Source organism: Myxococcus sp. CA005, assembly GCF_006518205.1.
Classification (GTDB): Bacteria; Myxococcota; Myxococcia; order Myxococcales; family Myxococcaceae; genus Myxococcus; species Myxococcus xanthus.
Genome location: NZ_SRLV01000001.1, coordinates 171,688 through 188,223, shown reverse-complemented (window position 1 = coordinate 188,223; position 16,536 = coordinate 171,688). Strand labels below are relative to the sequence as shown.

Sequence of the window (16,536 nt, the reverse complement as noted above, 5' to 3'; positions counted from 1 at the left end):
TGCGCTTCCAGGTCGCGTGAATCATGACAAAGTCGGGGACATGGACCCCTTTGTCAGTCTCGACGCGACGGCACAGGCGGAGCTCGTCCGGCGCCGGGAGGCCACGCCGCTCGAGCTCGTGGATGCGGCCATTGCCCGCATCGAGCGCCTCAACCCGACGCTCAACGCGGTCGTCCAGACGCAATTCGACCAGGCGCGCGAGCGAGCCCGGGGAACGCTGCCTCCGGGCCCCTTCACCGGCGTCCCCTTCCTGCTCCAGGACCTGCTCACGGCCCAGGAGGGTCACCCGCTCACTCACGGCTCGCGCTTCGGGAAGGACTACATTCCAGACCAGGACAGCGAGCTGGTGAAGCGCCACCGGCGCAGCGGCCTGGTGGTGCTGGGCAAGTCGAACACGCCGGAGATGGGGCTGCTCCCCACCACGGAGGGCGAGCTGCACGGGCCCTGCCGCAACCCCTGGGACACCTCGCGCTCTCCGGGCGGGTCCAGCGGCGGCGCGGCGGCGGCGGTGGCCAGCGGCATGGTGCCCTTCGCCCACGCGACGGACAGCGGCGGCTCCATCCGCATCCCCGCCGCCGCATGTGGCCTCTTCGGCCTCAAGCCCACCCGGGGCCGCAACCCCATGGGCGGCGACATCGCGGACGCCGTCCACTGGCTCGTCACCGAACACGCCCTCACCCGCTCCGTGCGAGACAGCGCGGCGCTGCTCGACGTCACCTGCGGCGCGGACGCGGGGACGCCCTACCAGGCCCCCGCCAAGGCGCGGCCCTACACCCAGGAGGTCAACACGCCCCCGGGCCGCCTGCGCATCCGCGTGGCCGTACGAAACCCCATGGGCGCCGCGATCCACCCGGAGTGCCTGGCCGCCATCCACTCCGCGGCCCGGCTGCTGGAGGACCTGGGCCACCACGTGGACGAGGGCAGCCTGGAGGTGCCCGGTGATGACGCGGTGGGCCAGCACTTCATCACCGTGTGGACCGCGGGCGTCGTCTTCAGCATCGACGCGATGGCCGAGCGCCTGGGACGCAGTCCGGAGGCTTCGCACTTCGAGCCATTCACCTGGGCCCTCTACCAATATGGCCTGGACCAGGGCCTGTCCGCCTACCTGCGCGCCAGCGCGGAATTGCAGCGTCACAGCCGCGCCGCGCTCCGTCACTTCGATGACGTGGACGTCTGGCTGATGCCCACCCTCAACGAGCTCGCGCCGCCGCTGGGCACGTTCTCCTCGCCACCGGGCGAGCCCATGGCCCCGCTGCTCCGCGCGGGCGCCTTCGCCTCCCACTGCCCGATGGCCAACATCACGGGGCTGCCCGCCATGAGCCTGCCGCTCCACTGGAGCCCGGACGGCCTGCCCGTGGGCGTTCAGTTCATGGGGCGCTTTGGAGATGAAGCCACCCTGTTCCGGCTCGCCGCCCAGTTGGAGGCTGCCCGCCCCTGGGCCCAGCGTCGTCCGGCGGTGTTCGGATAGAGGGTTGGAAGGTCCCCGGGTGAGCGCTCGGGCGAACTTGGACATCGCGTCTGGCGTCGGGCGCGGTAGAACGTTTCTCCATGAAAGTCGCCGTGCTCACCGGCGGGGGTGACTGCCCCGGCCTGAACGCCGTCATCCGCGCCGTCGTCCGCCGCGCCAACGCCCACGGCTTCGAGATGATGGGCCTCCGAGATGGTTGGAAGGGGTTGTTGGAGGACAACCACTTCCGCCTCACGCGTGAAACCACGTCCGGAATCCTCCACCGGGGCGGAACCATCCTCGGCACCTCGCGCGTCAACCCGTTCAAGGTCGAAAACGGGCTGGAGCGCGTCAAGCGCGCCATCGAACGCAACGGCATCCACGCCGTCATCGCCATTGGTGGCGAAGGCACGCTGTCGGCCGCCACGCGCATGTCGCAGGAAGGACTGCGCATCGTCGGTGTGCCGAAGACCATCGACAACGACATCAACGCCACGGACTTCACCTTCGGCTTCGACACGGCCGTCGCCATCGCCACCGAGGCCATTGACCGGCTGCACTCCACCGCGGAGTCGCACAAGCGCGTCATCGTCTGCGAGGTGATGGGCCGTCACGTGGGCTGGATTGCCACCTACGCGGGCATCGCTGGCGGCGCGGACGTCATCCTGGTGCCGGAGATTCCCGCCGACCTCGCGAAGGTGGCCGAGCACATCCAGCGCCGCCACGCGGGCGGGCGCACCTTCTCCATTGTCGTGGTGGCGGAGGGTACGCGCATCAAGCTGTCGGCGGACCAGCAGGAGCAGCTCGTCACCAGCGGCGCACTGGACGAGGCAGGCAGGCCGCGGCTCGGTGGCGTGGGCACCATCCTGGCGCACGAAATCGAGCGGCGCACCGGCTTCGAGACGCGCGTGTCCGTGCTGGGCCACATCCAACGCGGCGGCGCCCCCACCGCGCATGACCGCGTGCTCGCCACCCGCTACGGCGTCCACGCCTGCGACATGGTGGCCCGCGGCGAGTTCGGGAAGATGGCCGCGCTGCGAGGCAACGACATCATCAGCGTGGACCTGGCGGACGCCACCCGCGAGCTCAAGCGCGTCCCGCAGGAGTTCTTCGAAGTCGCCCAGGTCTTCTTCGGCTGACGCAACGCAGCATCGCGGAGCGTGGATGAAGCACGGGTCCGCGCTCCGTTAGCATCGGCACCTCCTCACGCCGTCACAAGGAAGGGTGCCGATGCTGCCAGGCCGCATGATGGATTTCCCGCTCACGCTGAGCCACTTGATGGAGCGCGCACGGACATTCTACCCGCGCTCGGAAATCGTCAGCCGCAACCCGGACAAGTCGCTGCACCGCTACACGTACGCGGACTTCTACGCGCGCACGTGCCGGCTGGCCAACGCGCTGACGCGGCTGGGCGTGAAGGCGGGGGACCGGGTGGCCACGCTGAGCTGGAATCACTACCGGCACCTGGAGGTGTATTACGGCGTGCCGTGCATGGGCGCGGTGGTGCACACGCTCAACCTGCGCTTGCACCCCAATGACCTGGGCTACATCGCGCGGCACGCGGAAGACTCCGTGGTGGTGGTGGACCGCTCGCTGCTGCCGCTGTTCGAGAAGTTCAAGGACGCGGTGCCCAGCATCCGCCACGTCATCGTGGTGCCGGACGCGGGCCCCGCGCCGGAGGGGACGCTCGACTACGAAGCACTGCTGGCGGCCGAGTCCCCGGACTTCGACTTTCCCCAGCTCGATGAGAACTCCGCGTCGATGCTCTGCTACACGTCGGGCACCACGGGCAATCCGAAGGGCGTGCTCTACAGCCACCGCTCCACCGTGCTGCACGCCCTGGCGTGTTGCATGACGGACGTGACGGGCATGCGCGAGGCGGACGCGGTGATGCCGGTGGTGCCCATGTTCCACGCCGCCGCGTGGGGCCTGGCCTTCGACGCCGTCCTCACCGGCGCGAAGCTGGTGCTTCCCGGGCCGCACCTGGACCCGCCCTCCCTGCTGGACTTGATGGCGGCGGAGAAGGTCACCCTGGCGGGCGGCGTGCCCACCATCTGGATTGGAATCCTCGCGTTGCTGGACCAGGCACCGAACAAGTGGGACCTGAGCAGCATGCGGTCCATGCTGATTGGTGGCTCGGCGGCGCCTCCGTCGCTGATTGAGGGCTTCCAGCAGCGGCATGGATTGGAAGTGGTTCACGCGTGGGGCATGACGGAGATGAGCCCCGTCGGAACGATGGCGAAGGTCAAGGGGCCGCTGCGGCAGGCGGCGCATGAGGCGAAGTCCTCGGCGCGGGCGTCACAGGGGTTCGCGCTGCCTTTCGTGGAGACGCGCGTCGCCAGCGACGACGGCACGCTGCTGCCCTGGGATGGGGAGACGATGGGCGAACTGGAGGTCCGGGGGCCCTGGGTCGCGTCGTCCTACTTCAGCGATGAGGGCGCGGACCGCTACACGAAGGACGGCTGGTTCAAGACGGGCGACGTGGTGACCATCGACTCGCACGGTTACGTGCGCATCTGCGACCGCAGCAAGGACGTCATCAAGTCGGGCGGTGAGTGGATCTCCTCCGTGGCGCTGGAGAACGCGCTGATGGCGCACCCGGCCGTGCTGGAGGCGGCCGTCTTCGCCGGGAAACATCCGAAGTGGGATGAGCGCCCGCTGGCCGCGGTGGCACTGAAGGAGGGGCAGCAGGTCACGAAGGAGGAGCTGACCGCGCACCTGGCGGGCCAGTTCGCGAAGATGTGGCTGCCGGATGACTATGTCTTCGTCCCGCAGGTGCCGCGGACGTCCACCGGCAAGTTCCTCAAGACGAAGCTGCGTGAGGACTACGGCGACCACCTGCTGAAGAATCCGAAGGCAGACGCGGCGACGTAGACCGCGACGAGGCAGTGACCTCCACGCGTCCGCCTCTGACGCGCGGAGGTCACTTCTGGCCCTGCGCTAGTGAGCTTCAGGGAGTGAGGTCAAGGGCGAAACTGGGGTTCCACCTCGGGTTCTACGTGGACAGTGAAGACCTGGTGACGCAGTTCCACGCCCGCGCGAAGGGCGACGGGCTGGAGGTCTCCGAGGTCATCCGGAACAACCGCGGCACGATGGTGTACTGCACGGCGCCCGGAGGCCTCCTCATCGAGGTCAACTGCCGCCCGCGCGCCGCCTGAGGTGCCACCCACCTGCTCAGGCGGAGGAGTCGTCCTCACTCATCCCTTCCACCTCTTCGGCGAACGGGTCGATCTCCCCTTCGGCGAACGGGTCGACCTCCCCTTCGGCGAACGGGTCGACCTCCCCTTCGGCGAACGGGTCGACCTCCTCGCTCATCAACTCGACGTCCGAGTTCTTCGACGCGCCCATGGAGGCCTTTCCCGTCGTGTCATGAGAGTCCTCGTCGATGGAGTCCTCCGCCGCGTAGTCCTCCTGGAACTGGACGTTCTGCGCGTGCAGGTCCCCAATCTGCTCCTGGAGTGCCAGGAGTTCGGCGTGGAAGGTGCCGATGTCGGCCAGGTCCACTCCGGACAGGCGCAGTTGGAGGATGAGCCTGGCGGCCTCGAGCATCCAGGTGCCACAGGTATGCCCGTCGGTCTGGACGGCGGCGGAGAGGTCCACGAGCGTGGGACTGCTCAGCAGTTGCGTGTCCTCGATGATGCGGCGGACGACCGCCAGCTTCTGGGCGTTGCTGCCCAGGGAGTCGAAGAAATACACCGTTGGCGACGAGAGGTCGGCCAGGTTCAGCTCGATGACGAAGCAGGCCCAGTGTCGATTGCCCAGGTTGATGGGGCACACCAGGAAGGGGCTCACCCCCTGGGGGGAGGCGGACTGCTCGGCGAGGGAGTCGACGATGGCGGCGGTCATCTCCCACCACACCGCATTCACATCCACCGGGGGAACCTGGGCGAAGGAGGGGCTCGCCTCCGCGAGGTGGTGCAGGAACAGCTCCTCCATGTGCTCGTTGCCGAGCCACTCGTCTCCGTACTTGCGCTCCTGAAGCACCCAGCCGGCGGACAGCAGGGTCCGCATGAGCTGCTCTGCCTCCAACACCCTCATCCCGGAGCAGAACCCGTGCCGCTGATACGTATGGGACGGGTCCAGGGTCAGGCGCTTGCCACCCATGAGCTGGGGAAAGGCCCGCTCCACCAGTTGCTGCACGACGTCCGGAAACGCGAGCGTGCTCCCCAGCATGGGCAGGCTCTGGCTCCAGATCGTGCTCACGTAATCATACGACCTGCGACCGAGCAGGAGGCTGGAGATCCACCCCACCAGCCACTCCGCATCCATGCGCGTATTGCCTCCGTAGAAGCGGAAGCGCTGGTCCCAGTACCCCCGGGTGATGCTCTGGGTGCTCCTGCGGAGGAAGTTCGCCAGGGTGTTGTAGATGCGGATGCAGGCCATGAACTCCAGCCGGTCCGCATGGAGCTGCCCACGGTCCTCCTCGGGAGCCACCGGCCGGAGCTGATTCCAGACGCCCTCGATGACCGTCCGGGTGGTGAAGTCCCGGTAGGGATTGCCCTTCTTGTTCTGGCCTCCCAGGAAGGGCTTGAGGTGGAAGAAGCCCGCCCCGCCCGCCACCATGGATTTGCCTCGGGAGCGCTTGCTCTTGCCGCGCCCGTGCATGTCCTTGAAGCGCAGGGCCTGCTGGATTTCCTTCTCGAGGACGAAGCCCTGGTACTTCGCGACGTCCTTCTCCTTGCCATGGGGCGTCTTCTCGAGCCTGGCGGGGATGTAGACGTGCTGGTTCTCGCCGCCAATCTCCCGGATGCCGGAGAAGACATTCAGGAAGTTGAAGAGGTGCTGGCCCACCACCCCAGGCGTGCCGCCCCGGGAGCAGCGAATCTTCGGGTTCAGGGAGAACTTGAAGCCGTTGGCGATGTTCTCCAGGTGCAGCAGCGTTTCGAGGTGGGTGAGGAACAGGCGCTCGGACTCCACGCCGAAGGACAGGGCGAAGAACTCGGAGATGAACTCCTCGAGGCGCTCCATATCCTTGCTGCCGAGCCCGAGGTTGCCGACGAGGAAGTCGAAGACCTCCGCCCCCTGGCCCCTGTAGGCACGGAGCATGATGGCGGCCAGCAACTGATGTCCGATGCGCTCGATGCCCTTGGGGCGCACCTCCTGCTTGAGCACCCGGGCGCAGACCTCGAGCCCCAGCATGAGGGCAGTCTGATGCAGCTCCAGCGCGAGTGAAGGCCAGGTGCGGGCCATGCCCGTATAGGGGCTGATGAGCGAGTTCCCACCCCGGATGCACATGCGGTTGCGCGCGGCCTTGGGCCAGAGCTCCACGATGATGTCGCAGGGGCGGTACTGCGCATTCCGCAGGAGCTTCGCCAGGGCCATCCACTGCGCCGGGGTGGAGATGCGGAACTCGTAGCCCCTGTTCTGTCCGGCGATCTTCTGCTTGTTCTTGATGGTGTGAAAGAGCGCCTTCTCCGTGAACTGGTGGATGGGCCCCTGGGGTATCTTGAGCAGCTCCGCCGTCGCCTGGCAGACCTGGTAGTGATTCGACAGGTTCTCGAAGAGGTCCTGCACGGCCCGGAGGAAGGCCACGGTGGCCTCGAACTCCTTCCTGGCGGTGTATGTGCCCTGGTTACTGGTCTCAATCGGGCCCAGCGGCGTCTCGTCGTCATCGCTGCTGTAGTACTCGAAGTCGGGCGAAGGCCCCCGGAGTGGGGCCGGCCCCCCCTCGTCCTCGTCCTCGTTGTCGGAGCTGGCCTCGTCCTCGTCCTCGTCCTCGTTGTCGGAGCTGGCCTCCTTCTCCTTCTCCTTCGGGTTCTGGGCCTTCGGCGTCGGTTTCTTCTGGCGCTTGCGCGGCCTCTTCTCCTCCCGGACGAGCGCCCAGTCCTCATCGTCCGATTCGACCCAAGGCTGGAACTCGTCGCTGGAGTCCGTGTCGGAGGAGGACCCGCACGAATGCATGGCCATGTGGCGGTTGCAGAGCGGCTGGCCGCAATTACGACAGATGCTCCCGTCGGCGACATGGGTCTTGCAGAGAGCACAGCGGGCCATGGCGCGTCTCCGATTACGACAGGTGCAGTGCCTTCAGCAGCTCGCGGCTGGCGCCATCCAGCTTCCCGGTGGGCTTCAGGCCATACGCCAGCTGCAGCCGCTCCAGGGCCTGGCGAGTCACCGGGTGGTGCTCACTGTCCTGCTCGCAGCAGCTGAAGTAGCCCAGGTTCGCCAGCCGGTCCTGGAGCCCGGGGAAGGTGCCGAGCGGGTCCACGTGGCCGAGCTCGAGTTGATAGGTCTCGCGGTCGGGCCCCGTCCCGAGGATGAGCTCCCCCAGGTCCGCATCGGGAGGGATGGTCGCCTGGACATAGCCGTCCCCGTCCAGCTCGCCCCGGACGTCCCGGACGCTCTCCCCCGAGAAGGTCCTGAGCCTGAGGAGGAAGGGGAGCCCCACCCGGGGCTCTTCGTCGACGTCGAGGAAGCGCAGCCGCAGCATGTCGGGAATGCCCTTGCGGCGCACCCGGTACAAGCGTCCGGCCCGTGCCTCCTCGTCTCGCGCCCGCCGGGGCGGCAGGGTGATGGTGTCTCCGGGGTACAGCACGTGGCGCTGGCGCTGCTTCGCGTGCAGCACGGCATTCTCCGGCAGGTTCCACAGCGTCTCCGGCAGGAAGCCGTGCTGGTGGGCGATGCTGCTCATGCAGTCTCCCTGGTCGACAACATGGGCCTCGGGGACGCGCGGCGGCTGTGCGGACGGTGCCTGCTGCCACGCGGCCGGAACGTCACTCACGGCCCGCTCCGCCGGCAGGGGCTCCTCGGCGAGGAGCTCCCAGGCCGCCGCGTCCAGGTCTGGCAGGCCCAGCGTGTAGCGCGCGTCCGCTTCCAGCCCCTCGAAGCGGGCACGGCCCTCACGGTTGGTCCGGGCCCGCAGGAGCTGGCCCGGTGCCAGCCGCAGCTCCACCTGGACGTCCATCAGGCCCTGGTCATCCTCGCCCACCACGCACACCTCCAGGGCCCGGAGGCTTCGCAAGCCACATGGCATGCACACCCCGTCCGGGGGCGTGGTGTGGCTCTGCCGGGCCGCTGCTTCCTCCGCGGCCTGGAGCTGCTGTTGACGGAGGACTGCCTCGGACATGGCTCACGTCTCCTCGTGAAGGCCGAACTCGCCCTCGAGCCGGGTGCGGTGGGACTCCAACTCCAGCCGGTGGAGGGAGTGCTCCACCAGCCGGTCCAGCCGGGCGCCGGGGGCCGTCACGTCCGGGGCCGTGAGCATGGCCTTCATCCAGGCGTTGCGCGGCCGCCGGTCGAAGTCCCAGCCATGGAGGCCACACAGGTTGAGGAAGCGGCACAGCTCCCGCCGGCTCGCGAGCCCATAGTCGCGGGCGGCCTGGAGTGCGCGCTCGACGTGCGCATCCAGCTCGCGTGCTTCCAGCCCGGTGGTCCGCTCCGGGAAGTGGGTCCGCAGGTGCTCCACCATCTCCCTTCGGAACCGCGCTTCGCTTGCGTGCTGGAGGGTGAGGCCCTGTTGCGTGCGGATGATGAAGGGGGGCATTCCATCCATTCCTGTCGGGCGCGGCGATGCGAGGCCAGTGCGTCCGTGCAAATGCAACCGGGACGCCATTCCGGCGGGGGCCGGCTCCAGGGGCGGAGGCGCATCGGCCGGAGGGCGCTGCGTCGTGAAGGGACGCGGGCTGCGTTCTCGTTGGACGCAGGGGCCGTAGCGGCGTGGGCCCCGGCCGTCAGCGCGGAGCCCCTCCCACGCGAACCCCGGGGCCGGCGGAGGACATGAACGCGCGAATCTCCGAGATGACGTCGTCCGTGGTGTCCTCGAAGAAGAAGTGGCCCACGCCGGGGAACTCGACGCTCCTGTGATTCGGGAAGGCCTGCTCCCACCGCTCCCTGTCGCGCTGGGGAAAGCCCACGTCCTCGAGCGCCCAGAAGATGAGCGTCGGCTTGTCCGCGAGGGAGGGCGCTCCGCGAGCCCGATGCCGATGGGCCCGCCCCAGTCCTGCATGACCAGCGTCACGTCCCGGAGTCCGAGCCGGTCCACGAACGCCTCCAGGACGAGGCTCTCCTCATGCGGGGTGAAGCCGAATCCGGCCGGCTCCCCGCAGCGGCGGCCTCGGGCGAGGAGGAGGCACCATCTGCAGGGGCGGCAACTGCGGGCAGCTGCGGAATGCGAGCGTCAAGAAGGCGCTGCTCAACGCTCTGCCTGGAAGCATCGACGAATTGCGTCGGCAGGCGCGCAGGGAGTTTCGGCGGCTCCAGCATCGTCCCGCCACCCTGCGCGCCTACTTCGCTCACGCCGGCCTGTCCCTTAACTCAACAAGCTGAAGCTCATTAGTTGCCACCCAAGCAGATGCCGTCGCAGGTGACCTCCACCTGTCCGTTTGGCCGAAGGAACCGGTCCACCTGCTCCCGTCCGTCGTCGTCCCGGCGCACGCCTTCGTGAACGGCATTGTCGGCGGCCGGCAGGTCCGCCACTGTGCCGGGCAGCGGCGACGGCAGCCCGAAGTCGAACTGCACCAGCGCCGAGCCCTCCACCGTCCCCTCCTCCGCGGGCAGCATCGGCACGCGCCAGGTGGCGGGCAGTTGCTGCGTCAATCCCATGGCGCGGGCATGCAGCTCGGTGGCCACGTTGGGCACCTGCGCATCCCCCAGGCCGTACTGCACCAGCACCCGGCGCGACGCGGGCGCTCCGGGATACAGGTCGCCGAGCACGTGCGGCGCATAGGTGAGCGGGTCGATGCGGTCGAAGGACGTCTGCGTCAGCGCCGCGAACTTCTGCTGGTCGAGCGCGTCCGGCACCGTCTGGGCAATCGCATCCAGGAACATGCCGAAGGGCCGGGCGCGGAACATCATCAGCGAGAAGTCCGCCCCGCCCACGCTGAACACGGCCCGTGAGACGTGCGGCGACAGCGCGACGTACGTGCCGCCCAGGATGTGGCCCTGGCTGATGCCGTAGAAGTACGTCTGCTCCGGGTCAAAGACGCGCACGCCGTCGTCCTGCAGCTCGGTCAACGCCCCCAAGGTCGTCCGAGCCGCGTACGTCACGGCGAGCTGATTCACCATGCCCTGGTGGACGCGGTCGGTGAAGCGCATCGTCTGGCCAGGGTTGCCCGCCATCGCCTGGAGCACGCCCGGCGCGTCCGTCTGCGACATGCCCCACCAGTCCACCGTCAGCACCACCATCCGCGTGGCCTGGATGAAGGGCCGGACGAAGGAACCATCCGCCTCCGCCTGCCGGCCGAAGAAGCCGTGGCCGTACTGGAGCAAGCGCACCGGCGCCACGGACTGCCCCCAGACGCTGCGAGGAATCTGGAGCGTGAAAGGCACCTCCGCGTCGCCATTGCGCCGCACACGGCCTTCCTCGTCACGGGCCAGCAGCGCACCGGGCTGGTCGCTCTCCAGGAAGAGCGGGACCCGCAAGGTGCCGGTGATGCGCCGGGCGACGTTGGCGTCCACGTCATCCCGCACGTCTGCCACCGTGACGGCGGGGGGCGTGGCCTCCAGCGCCTCCATCGCCAGGCGGCGCACCTGGAGCATGTCCTGCGTGACGCCCTCTTGCGACTCGGTGGTGAAGTCCCACGCGAGCTGGAGCTCCGCGCGCGGCACACCCGCGGCCTCCAGCGCCGGGAAGATGTCCGCTTCGTACCTGGCGGCCAGGGGTGCCAGCAGCGGGTCTCCCGCCGTCTGGCCATCCCGGATGCGCCGGAAGCCCTCGGGCACCGGCACGGGCGTGCCGTCCTTCGCCGTCAGCCCGCGCAGGGCGATGATGTAGCGGGCCGTGTTGCGCAGCCGCACCACGGGCCGCAGCAGCAAGGCGCGGCGCGCGTCGTCCGGAGCCCTGGGGTCCAGCTCCGCGAAGTGGAGCACGCCCTCACCGCGCTCCGCGTCGAGGAACACCGTGTTCCCGTTCGTCGCGGCGGTGGGGCTCGTCACCGACGGCAGGCGCGCGTCATCCACACCGTCCGGAAAGAGCGCGAGCACCTGCGTGCCATGAGAGTAACCGTCCGCCGGGTGGAGGTCCGTGAAGTCGAACGCGGCGCCGTCGGGTGCCTTCAGCTTCGCCGCCTCGGAGAGCCGAACCCGGTGGCCGGACGGCAGCGCCGCATCCTCCTCGAGGAAGTAGTCGGAGGGGTATGGCAGGAGGCAGTCATGCTCGGAGGCCAGCGGGTTGCAGCCCGCGGGCACCAGCAGCGGAGGCAGCTCCTCACCCGCATCGGGTGTGCCGCTGTCACCCGCATCCGGAATCCCACTGTCGCCCGCGTCGGGCAATCCCGCGTCCGGTGGCGCGCCTTCATCCGAGTCGCCGCAGGCGGGAGCCACCGCCAGCAACCACGCCGTCAACAGTCCAGCGCCATACCGCTTCATCCGCATCGTCATGTCGTCGCTCCTGGAGGGCTTCGCGGAAGGGGTTCAGTTGCCCCGGCGCGATGAAAGCGGACGTATTTCCCCCAAGAAAGGTCGCGCGCGTCATGGAGCGGCGGGACGGCGCGGCTCCCGACCGGCGGTGGACACTCCATGGGGGATGGGCGCGGTCCAGCGCCAACTTCGCGCGACGCGGTCTAAGGTGCGGGCACCATGCCGTCCGTCAAGCAACTGCGCCCGTTCGCCCTGGCAACCCTGGAGGCTTTCCTCGAAGCATCCGGCCGCGTCGTGCTGGTCCAACAACCTCCCGAGCCCGTCTTCCAACAGGTGGCCATGCGGCTCGGCGAGGCACGCACCGTGGGCATGGCCCACCGGACACGGCTCGTGGACCGGCTGTTCGTGATGCTGCGCGGGTTCGATGCCCTGGAGGTCCACTTCCTCAGGCCGGAGACGGAGGGAGAGGAGTTCTCCGTGGGACGCATCGAAGGCTGCTCCCTGGTGGTACCCGACCCGTCCGTGTCCAAGCTCCACGCGATCCTGCGGTGGCACGCCCAGGCCGGTGACTGCTCGGTGCGCGACCAGGGTTCCATGAATGGCACCTGGGTCAACGCCTCCTCGCTGGGGCCGGACCAGGACCGGATGCTCAACGACGGCGACGCCCTGGCCTTTGGCGATGCCCAGTTCCTCTACCTGCGCACGGAGACGCTCCACGCTCACCTGAGGATGGCCAGTCCCAGCCGGGGCTGAGGGGCCGGGGACGGAACACTCCCTTCAAGCCCCAGCCACTTCCTGCGGCGCATGTCGCCCGCCCCGGCTATGACTGTTCCCCTTCACGCCAAGGGAGCACCGTCAATGGGCAGGCTGCTGTTCCTCCTCGTCTTCAACGTCAGCGCCTGGGCCGTGCTCCGGTCGCTGTGGCCCGGCCTGCTCCGAAAGTGGCGCCTGGGTGCCTTCGCGCTGGGGACCTTCCTGTCCCTGGTGGCGTGGCTCTACTCCGCGGTGGCCGGACGGCACGCGCAGCTTCCCGTGGGGGATGCGGCCCTGCGCGTCTTCTCCGTGGGCTGGTCCGTCGCCATCATCATGATTGTCCTCGCCGGCGCGCCCTTCCTCCTGCTGCGCAGGTGGCTGGACCGGCCCGCCCGCCAGGAGCCGCCCCTCACCGCGCCCGAGGCCAACCCCGCCCCGCCGGTGAACATGGCGCGCCGCAACCTGCTGACGAACGCCGGCCGCGCGGTGCCGCTGCTGGCGGCCGGGACGAGCTCGGTGGGGCTCGCCAACGGCTACACGCAGTTCTCCGTCCGCGAGGTCGACATCCACCTCCCCGGCCTGTCTCCGGCGATGGACGGGTTCCGCATCGGCCAGATTACGGACGTCCACGTCGGCACGTTCATCGACACCCAGTACCTGCAAGACGCCGTGCGGGCGATGAACGACGCCAAGGTGGACCTCCAGGTGATGACGGGGGACCTTATCGACGACCTGGACCAGCTCGACGGCACCATGGCGGCGCTGTCGGAGTGCAAGGCCCGTCACGGAATGCTCGCCATCCTGGGCAACCACGAGCACTGGCGCGGCCTGGAGGCCATCCGCCAGGCCTACGCCGACGTGGAGGCGCGAGGCGGCCCCGTTCGCCTGCTGGTGGACACGTCCCATGCCTTCGAGCACGCCGGCCAGCGCGTGCGTGTGGTGGGCGTGGACTACCCCATGTCCGGCCGCAGTCACCGCGTGAAGGCGGAGCGCATGCAGCAGTCCGCGGAGGCCGGCTTCCGCGACGTGGCGCCCGAAGAGGTGGTGCTCTGCCTGACGCACCATCCGGACTTCTTCCCGCTCGCGGCCGAGCGCGGCGCCCGGCTGACGCTGGCCGGCCACACCCACGGCGGACAGGTGGCCTTCCTGGGCGTCCCGGCCTTGTGGTTCGTCTTCAAGTACATGCTGGGCCGCTACCGCCAGGGCGACCACCAGCTCTACGTGTCCGGCGGAACGGGGCACTGGCTGCCCTTCCGCATCGGCGTTCCGACAGAGGTGACGGTCCTCACGCTTCGCGCGACGGGGGCGTCGGCTGCTGGCCGTACGTCTTGAACTTCTCCAGGACGCGCGCCATCTCCGCGCCGTCCAGGAGCACCGGTTCACCCACCTGGAGCGCCCGCCAGTACATGGCGGCCAGCGTCTCCACTTCGACGGCCAGCTTGAAGGCCGCCGCCAAGTCCCTGCCCACCGCCACCATGCCGTGGTTCGCCATCAGGCAGGCCTTGCGCCCCTCCAGCGCGGCCAGCACGTGGGCCGCGAGCTCCGCCGTGCCGAACGTGGCATAGGGCGCGCAGCGCACGTCCGTGCCACCCGCTGCGGACACCATGTAGTGGAAGGCGGGAATGTCCCGGTGCAGGCACGCCAGCGTGGTGCAGAACATGGAGTGCGCATGCAGCACCGCGCCCACCTCCAGCCTGGCGGCCAGGATGTCCCGGTGGAGCTGCCACTCCGAGGACGGACTCCGGCGCCCCTCGTGGCTGCCGTCGAAGCGCATGAGGACCAGGTCCTCCGGCACCAGCGAGTCGTAGTCCATGCCGGTGGGCGTCAGCAGGAAGCCGGCCTCCACCCGCACGCTCAGGTTGCCGGAAGTGCCCTGGTTGAGCGCGGACGCATTCATCCGCCGCGCGGTGGCAATCATCGACTCGCGCAGGGCGAGGTGCTCGCACGCACCGCTCATTCCGCCCTCCCGCGCCGCTCCGGGAAGAGCGACAGCAGCCCGTCGTGCGAAGCCGGGCACACGCCGCGCTCGGTGATGAGCGCCGTCACCAGCCTCGCGGGCGTCACGTCGAAAGCGTAGTTCGCCGCGGGGCTCCCCTCCGGCGTAATCCGCACCGTGGCCACCTCGCCCGACGCCAACCGTCCGGTGACGTCGCTCAGCTCCGTGCCGTCGCGTTGTTCAATCGGAATCTCACGCACCCCATCCCGCAGCGTCCAGTCGATGGTGGGCGAGGGCAGCGCCACGTAGAAGGGCACGCCGTTGTCCTTCGCCGCCAGTGCCTTGAGGTAGGTGCCAATCTTGTTCGCCACGTCGCCCTGGGCCGTGGTGCGGTCCGTGCCGACGATGCACAGGTCCACCTGCCCGTGCTGCATCAGGTGGCCCCCCACGTTGTCCGCGATGACGGTGTGCGGGACGCCGTGCTGCCCCAGCTCCCAGGCCGTGAGCTGCGCGCCCTGGTTGCGAGGGCGCGTCTCGTCCACCCAGACGTGCACGGGGATGCCCGCGTCGTGCGCCTGGTAGATGGGCGAGAGCGCGGTGCCGAAGTCCACCGTGGCCAACCAGCCGGCGTTGCAGTGCGTGAGCACCTCCAGACGGCCCTGGCGCCCCTTGCGCATCCAGGCGTCCTCCAGGAGCTTCAGGCCGTGCGCACCGATGGCGCGGTTGATGGCCACGTCTTCGTCGCTGATGGCCTCCGCGCGGCGAAGCGCGGCAGCCACCCGTTCAGCGGGAGGCAGCGGCGCCAGGAGCTGACGCATGTCATCCAGGGCCCAGTGCAGATTCACGGCGGTGGGGCGCGTGCCCCGCAGCACCGCGAGCGCGTGCTCCAACGCGCCGTCCGAGGCATCCGCGCGCAAAGCCAGCCAGACGCCATAGGCCGCGGTGGCACCGATGAGGGGCGCGCCGCGCACCAGCATGCTCCGGATGGCATGAGCGGCTTCATCCAGCGTCGTCAGCCGCACGCTGACGAGCGCATGCGGCAGCCGCGTCTGGTCAATGGCCTCCGCGGCCTGCGCGTCCGGCGCCAGCCAGATGGAGCGCATCGGCTTGCCATGGACCTTCATCGGCGCAGCACCCGGCCCGCGACCGCGGACAGCTTCTCCACCATGGCGGCGTCCCAGGCCGGGGGCGCGGTGATGATGGCGTGGTCCAGCGCCCTGTGGCAGCCCTGTGCACAGGGGCCAGTATGCGACCCGAGCAGCGGCACCACGTTCTTCACCAGTCCCTTCGCCTTGCCCGCGTTGCCCAGCAGCACGGAGACAACCTGGTCCACCGTGACGGCGTCATGGTCCGGATGCCAGCAGTCGAAGTCGGTGACCATGGCCACCGTCGCGTAACAGAGCTCCGCCTCCCTCGCGAGCTTGGCCTCCGGCATGTTCGTCATGCCGATGACGTCACAGCCCCAGCTCCGGTACATGTGGCTCTCCGCGCTGGAGGAGAATTGCGGCCCCTCCATGGCCAGGTACGTGCCGCCCCGGCGCGCGACGACGCCCAGGCCCTCGCACGCGGAAATCACCGCGTTCCCCAGCCGCGAGCACACCGGCTTCGCCATGGAGACGTGCGCCACCAGCCCCGTGCCGAAGAAGCTCTTGTCCCGGGCGAAGGTCCGGTCGATGAACTGGTCCACGACGACGAAGGTGCCCGGTGGGTATTCCTCGCGCAGGCCACCCACGGCGGACAACGACAGCAGGTCCGTCACCCCGCTGCGCTTGAGCGCGTCGATGTTCGCGCGGAAGTTGATGTCCGTCGGCGCCAGCCGGTGGCCTCGCCCGTGACGCGGCAGGAAGACGACGCGGTGCCCTCCGAGCGTGCCGAAGCACAGCTCGTCCGAAGGCTCACCGAAGGGGGACGTCACCTTCTTCCATTCGACGTCCGTCAGGCCATCCATCTGGTACAGGCCACTGCCACCAATGATGCCGATGACGGGCGAGGTAGGGTTGGACATGCGGCGGGCTCCCGGTGGACGCCGGCACAAGGAATGCGCCGGCGGCAGGGAGCGTAGGAGTCGCGGCGGCCTCGAGCAAGCCAGAGCGCGGTCCTGTCCAAG

General features: G+C 69.1%; 14 protein-coding genes. 6 read left to right on the top strand and 8 right to left on the bottom strand.

What is annotated here, in order from left to right:
* Window positions 1–40: 40 nt before the first annotated feature.
* The 4 genes from FMQ63_RS00725 (at window position 41) to FMQ63_RS00710 (ending at window position 4,605) form a co-directional block, all read left to right on the top strand.
* Window positions 41–1,468 carry an amidase gene (locus FMQ63_RS00725; protein WP_011556304.1) on the top strand — a complete coding sequence of 476 codons (1,428 nt, stop codon included), beginning with the start codon at window positions 41–43 and terminating at the stop codon, window positions 1,466–1,468.
* 80 nt (window positions 1,469–1,548) lie between these two features.
* A complete protein-coding gene (locus FMQ63_RS00720; RefSeq protein WP_011556305.1) occupies window positions 1,549–2,586 on the top strand; it encodes a 6-phosphofructokinase in 1,038 nt (345 codons plus the stop codon).
* A 91-nt stretch (window positions 2,587–2,677) separates the two neighbouring features.
* Complete coding sequence (locus tag FMQ63_RS00715; protein WP_011556306.1) at window positions 2,678–4,321, top strand: long-chain fatty acid--CoA ligase; 1,644 nt, start codon at window positions 2,678–2,680, stop codon at window positions 4,319–4,321.
* Window positions 4,322–4,404: 83 nt separating this feature from the next.
* The gene (locus FMQ63_RS00710; protein WP_331274222.1) at window positions 4,405–4,605 is read left to right on the top strand and encodes a VOC family protein; all 201 of its coding nucleotides are present in this window, start codon (window positions 4,405–4,407) and stop codon (window positions 4,603–4,605) included.
* A gap of 16 nt (window positions 4,606–4,621) precedes the next feature.
* On the opposite strand, the gene FMQ63_RS00705 is transcribed toward FMQ63_RS00710, so the two are convergent.
* From FMQ63_RS00705 to FMQ63_RS00685, 5 genes are all read right to left on the bottom strand, one after another.
* Window positions 4,622–7,354 carry a hypothetical protein gene (locus FMQ63_RS00705; RefSeq protein ID WP_020478025.1) on the bottom strand — a complete coding sequence of 911 codons (2,733 nt, stop codon included), beginning with the start codon at window positions 7,352–7,354 and terminating at the stop codon, window positions 4,622–4,624.
* 97 nt (window positions 7,355–7,451) lie between these two features.
* On the bottom strand, window positions 7,452–8,510 hold the full coding sequence (locus FMQ63_RS00700) for a peptidoglycan-binding domain-containing protein (protein ID WP_011556310.1): 1,059 nt from the start codon (window positions 8,508–8,510) through the stop codon (window positions 7,452–7,454).
* A gap of 3 nt (window positions 8,511–8,513) precedes the next feature.
* Window positions 8,514–8,927, bottom strand: coding sequence for a hypothetical protein (locus tag FMQ63_RS00695; RefSeq protein ID WP_020478024.1), 414 nt, complete (start codon window positions 8,925–8,927; stop codon window positions 8,514–8,516).
* Between the two features lie 187 nt (window positions 8,928–9,114).
* Complete coding sequence (locus FMQ63_RS00690) at window positions 9,115–9,381, bottom strand: alpha/beta fold hydrolase (RefSeq protein ID WP_331274239.1); 267 nt, start codon at window positions 9,379–9,381, stop codon at window positions 9,115–9,117.
* 334 nt (window positions 9,382–9,715) lie between these two features.
* A complete protein-coding gene (locus FMQ63_RS00685; protein WP_011556313.1) occupies window positions 9,716–11,761 on the bottom strand; it encodes a hypothetical protein in 2,046 nt (681 codons plus the stop codon).
* Window positions 11,762–11,959: 198 nt separating this feature from the next.
* Between FMQ63_RS00685 and FMQ63_RS00680 the strand changes: the two genes are divergently transcribed.
* Window positions 11,960–12,493 carry an FHA domain-containing protein gene (locus FMQ63_RS00680; RefSeq protein ID WP_011556314.1) on the top strand — a complete coding sequence of 178 codons (534 nt, stop codon included), beginning with the start codon at window positions 11,960–11,962 and terminating at the stop codon, window positions 12,491–12,493.
* Window positions 12,494–12,598: 105 nt separating this feature from the next.
* Entirely contained in the window at window positions 12,599–13,825 is a 1,227-nt protein-coding gene (locus tag FMQ63_RS00675) for a metallophosphoesterase (protein ID WP_026113846.1), read from the top strand.
* Here FMQ63_RS00675 and FMQ63_RS00670 read toward each other — a convergent pair.
* From FMQ63_RS00670 to FMQ63_RS00660, 3 genes are read right to left on the bottom strand one after another with little or no spacing between them, the layout of a single operon-like run.
* The gene (locus FMQ63_RS00670) at window positions 13,779–14,450 is read right to left on the bottom strand and encodes a class II aldolase/adducin family protein (protein ID WP_011556316.1); all 672 of its coding nucleotides are present in this window, start codon (window positions 14,448–14,450) and stop codon (window positions 13,779–13,781) included. The two genes, FMQ63_RS00675 and FMQ63_RS00670, sit on opposite strands and share 47 nt — an antisense overlap.
* Window positions 14,447–15,553, bottom strand: a complete 1,107-nt coding sequence (mtnA, locus tag FMQ63_RS00665) for an S-methyl-5-thioribose-1-phosphate isomerase (RefSeq protein ID WP_011556317.1) — start codon at window positions 15,551–15,553, stop codon at window positions 14,447–14,449. Before mtnA ends, FMQ63_RS00670 begins: the two co-directional genes overlap by 4 nt.
* Window positions 15,550–16,434: an S-methyl-5'-thioadenosine phosphorylase gene (locus FMQ63_RS00660; RefSeq protein ID WP_011556318.1), complete on the bottom strand. Its 885-nt coding sequence runs from the start codon at window positions 16,432–16,434 to the stop codon at window positions 15,550–15,552. The genes mtnA and FMQ63_RS00660 overlap by 4 nt, the downstream gene beginning before the upstream one ends.
* Window positions 16,435–16,536: the final 102 nt, after the last annotated feature.

Bases quoted from the DNA above. Each gene is read 5' to 3' on its own strand.
- FMQ63_RS00725 (WP_011556304.1), top strand. From the start codon at position 41: ATGGACCCCTTTGTCAGTCTCGACGCGACGGCACAGGCGGAGCTCGTC.
- FMQ63_RS00720 (WP_011556305.1), top strand. From the start codon at position 1,549: ATGAAAGTCGCCGTGCTCACCGGCGGGGGTGACTGCCCCGGCCTGAAC.
- FMQ63_RS00715 (WP_011556306.1), top strand. From the start codon at position 2,678: ATGCTGCCAGGCCGCATGATGGATTTCCCGCTCACGCTGAGCCACTTG.
- FMQ63_RS00705 (WP_020478025.1), bottom strand. From the start codon at position 7,354: ATGGCCATGCATTCGTGCGGGTCCTCCTCCGACACGGACTCCAGCGAC.
- FMQ63_RS00700 (WP_011556310.1), bottom strand. From the start codon at position 8,510: ATGTCCGAGGCAGTCCTCCGTCAACAGCAGCTCCAGGCCGCGGAGGAA.
- FMQ63_RS00695 (WP_020478024.1), bottom strand. From the start codon at position 8,927: ATGCCCCCCTTCATCATCCGCACGCAACAGGGCCTCACCCTCCAGCAC.
- FMQ63_RS00685 (WP_011556313.1), bottom strand. From the start codon at position 11,761: ATGACGATGCGGATGAAGCGGTATGGCGCTGGACTGTTGACGGCGTGG.
- FMQ63_RS00680 (WP_011556314.1), top strand. From the start codon at position 11,960: ATGCCGTCCGTCAAGCAACTGCGCCCGTTCGCCCTGGCAACCCTGGAG.
- FMQ63_RS00675 (WP_026113846.1), top strand. From the start codon at position 12,599: ATGGGCAGGCTGCTGTTCCTCCTCGTCTTCAACGTCAGCGCCTGGGCC.
- FMQ63_RS00670 (WP_011556316.1), bottom strand. From the start codon at position 14,450: ATGAGCGGTGCGTGCGAGCACCTCGCCCTGCGCGAGTCGATGATTGCC.
- mtnA (WP_011556317.1), bottom strand. From the start codon at position 15,553: ATGAAGGTCCATGGCAAGCCGATGCGCTCCATCTGGCTGGCGCCGGAC.
- FMQ63_RS00660 (WP_011556318.1), bottom strand. From the start codon at position 16,434: ATGTCCAACCCTACCTCGCCCGTCATCGGCATCATTGGTGGCAGTGGC.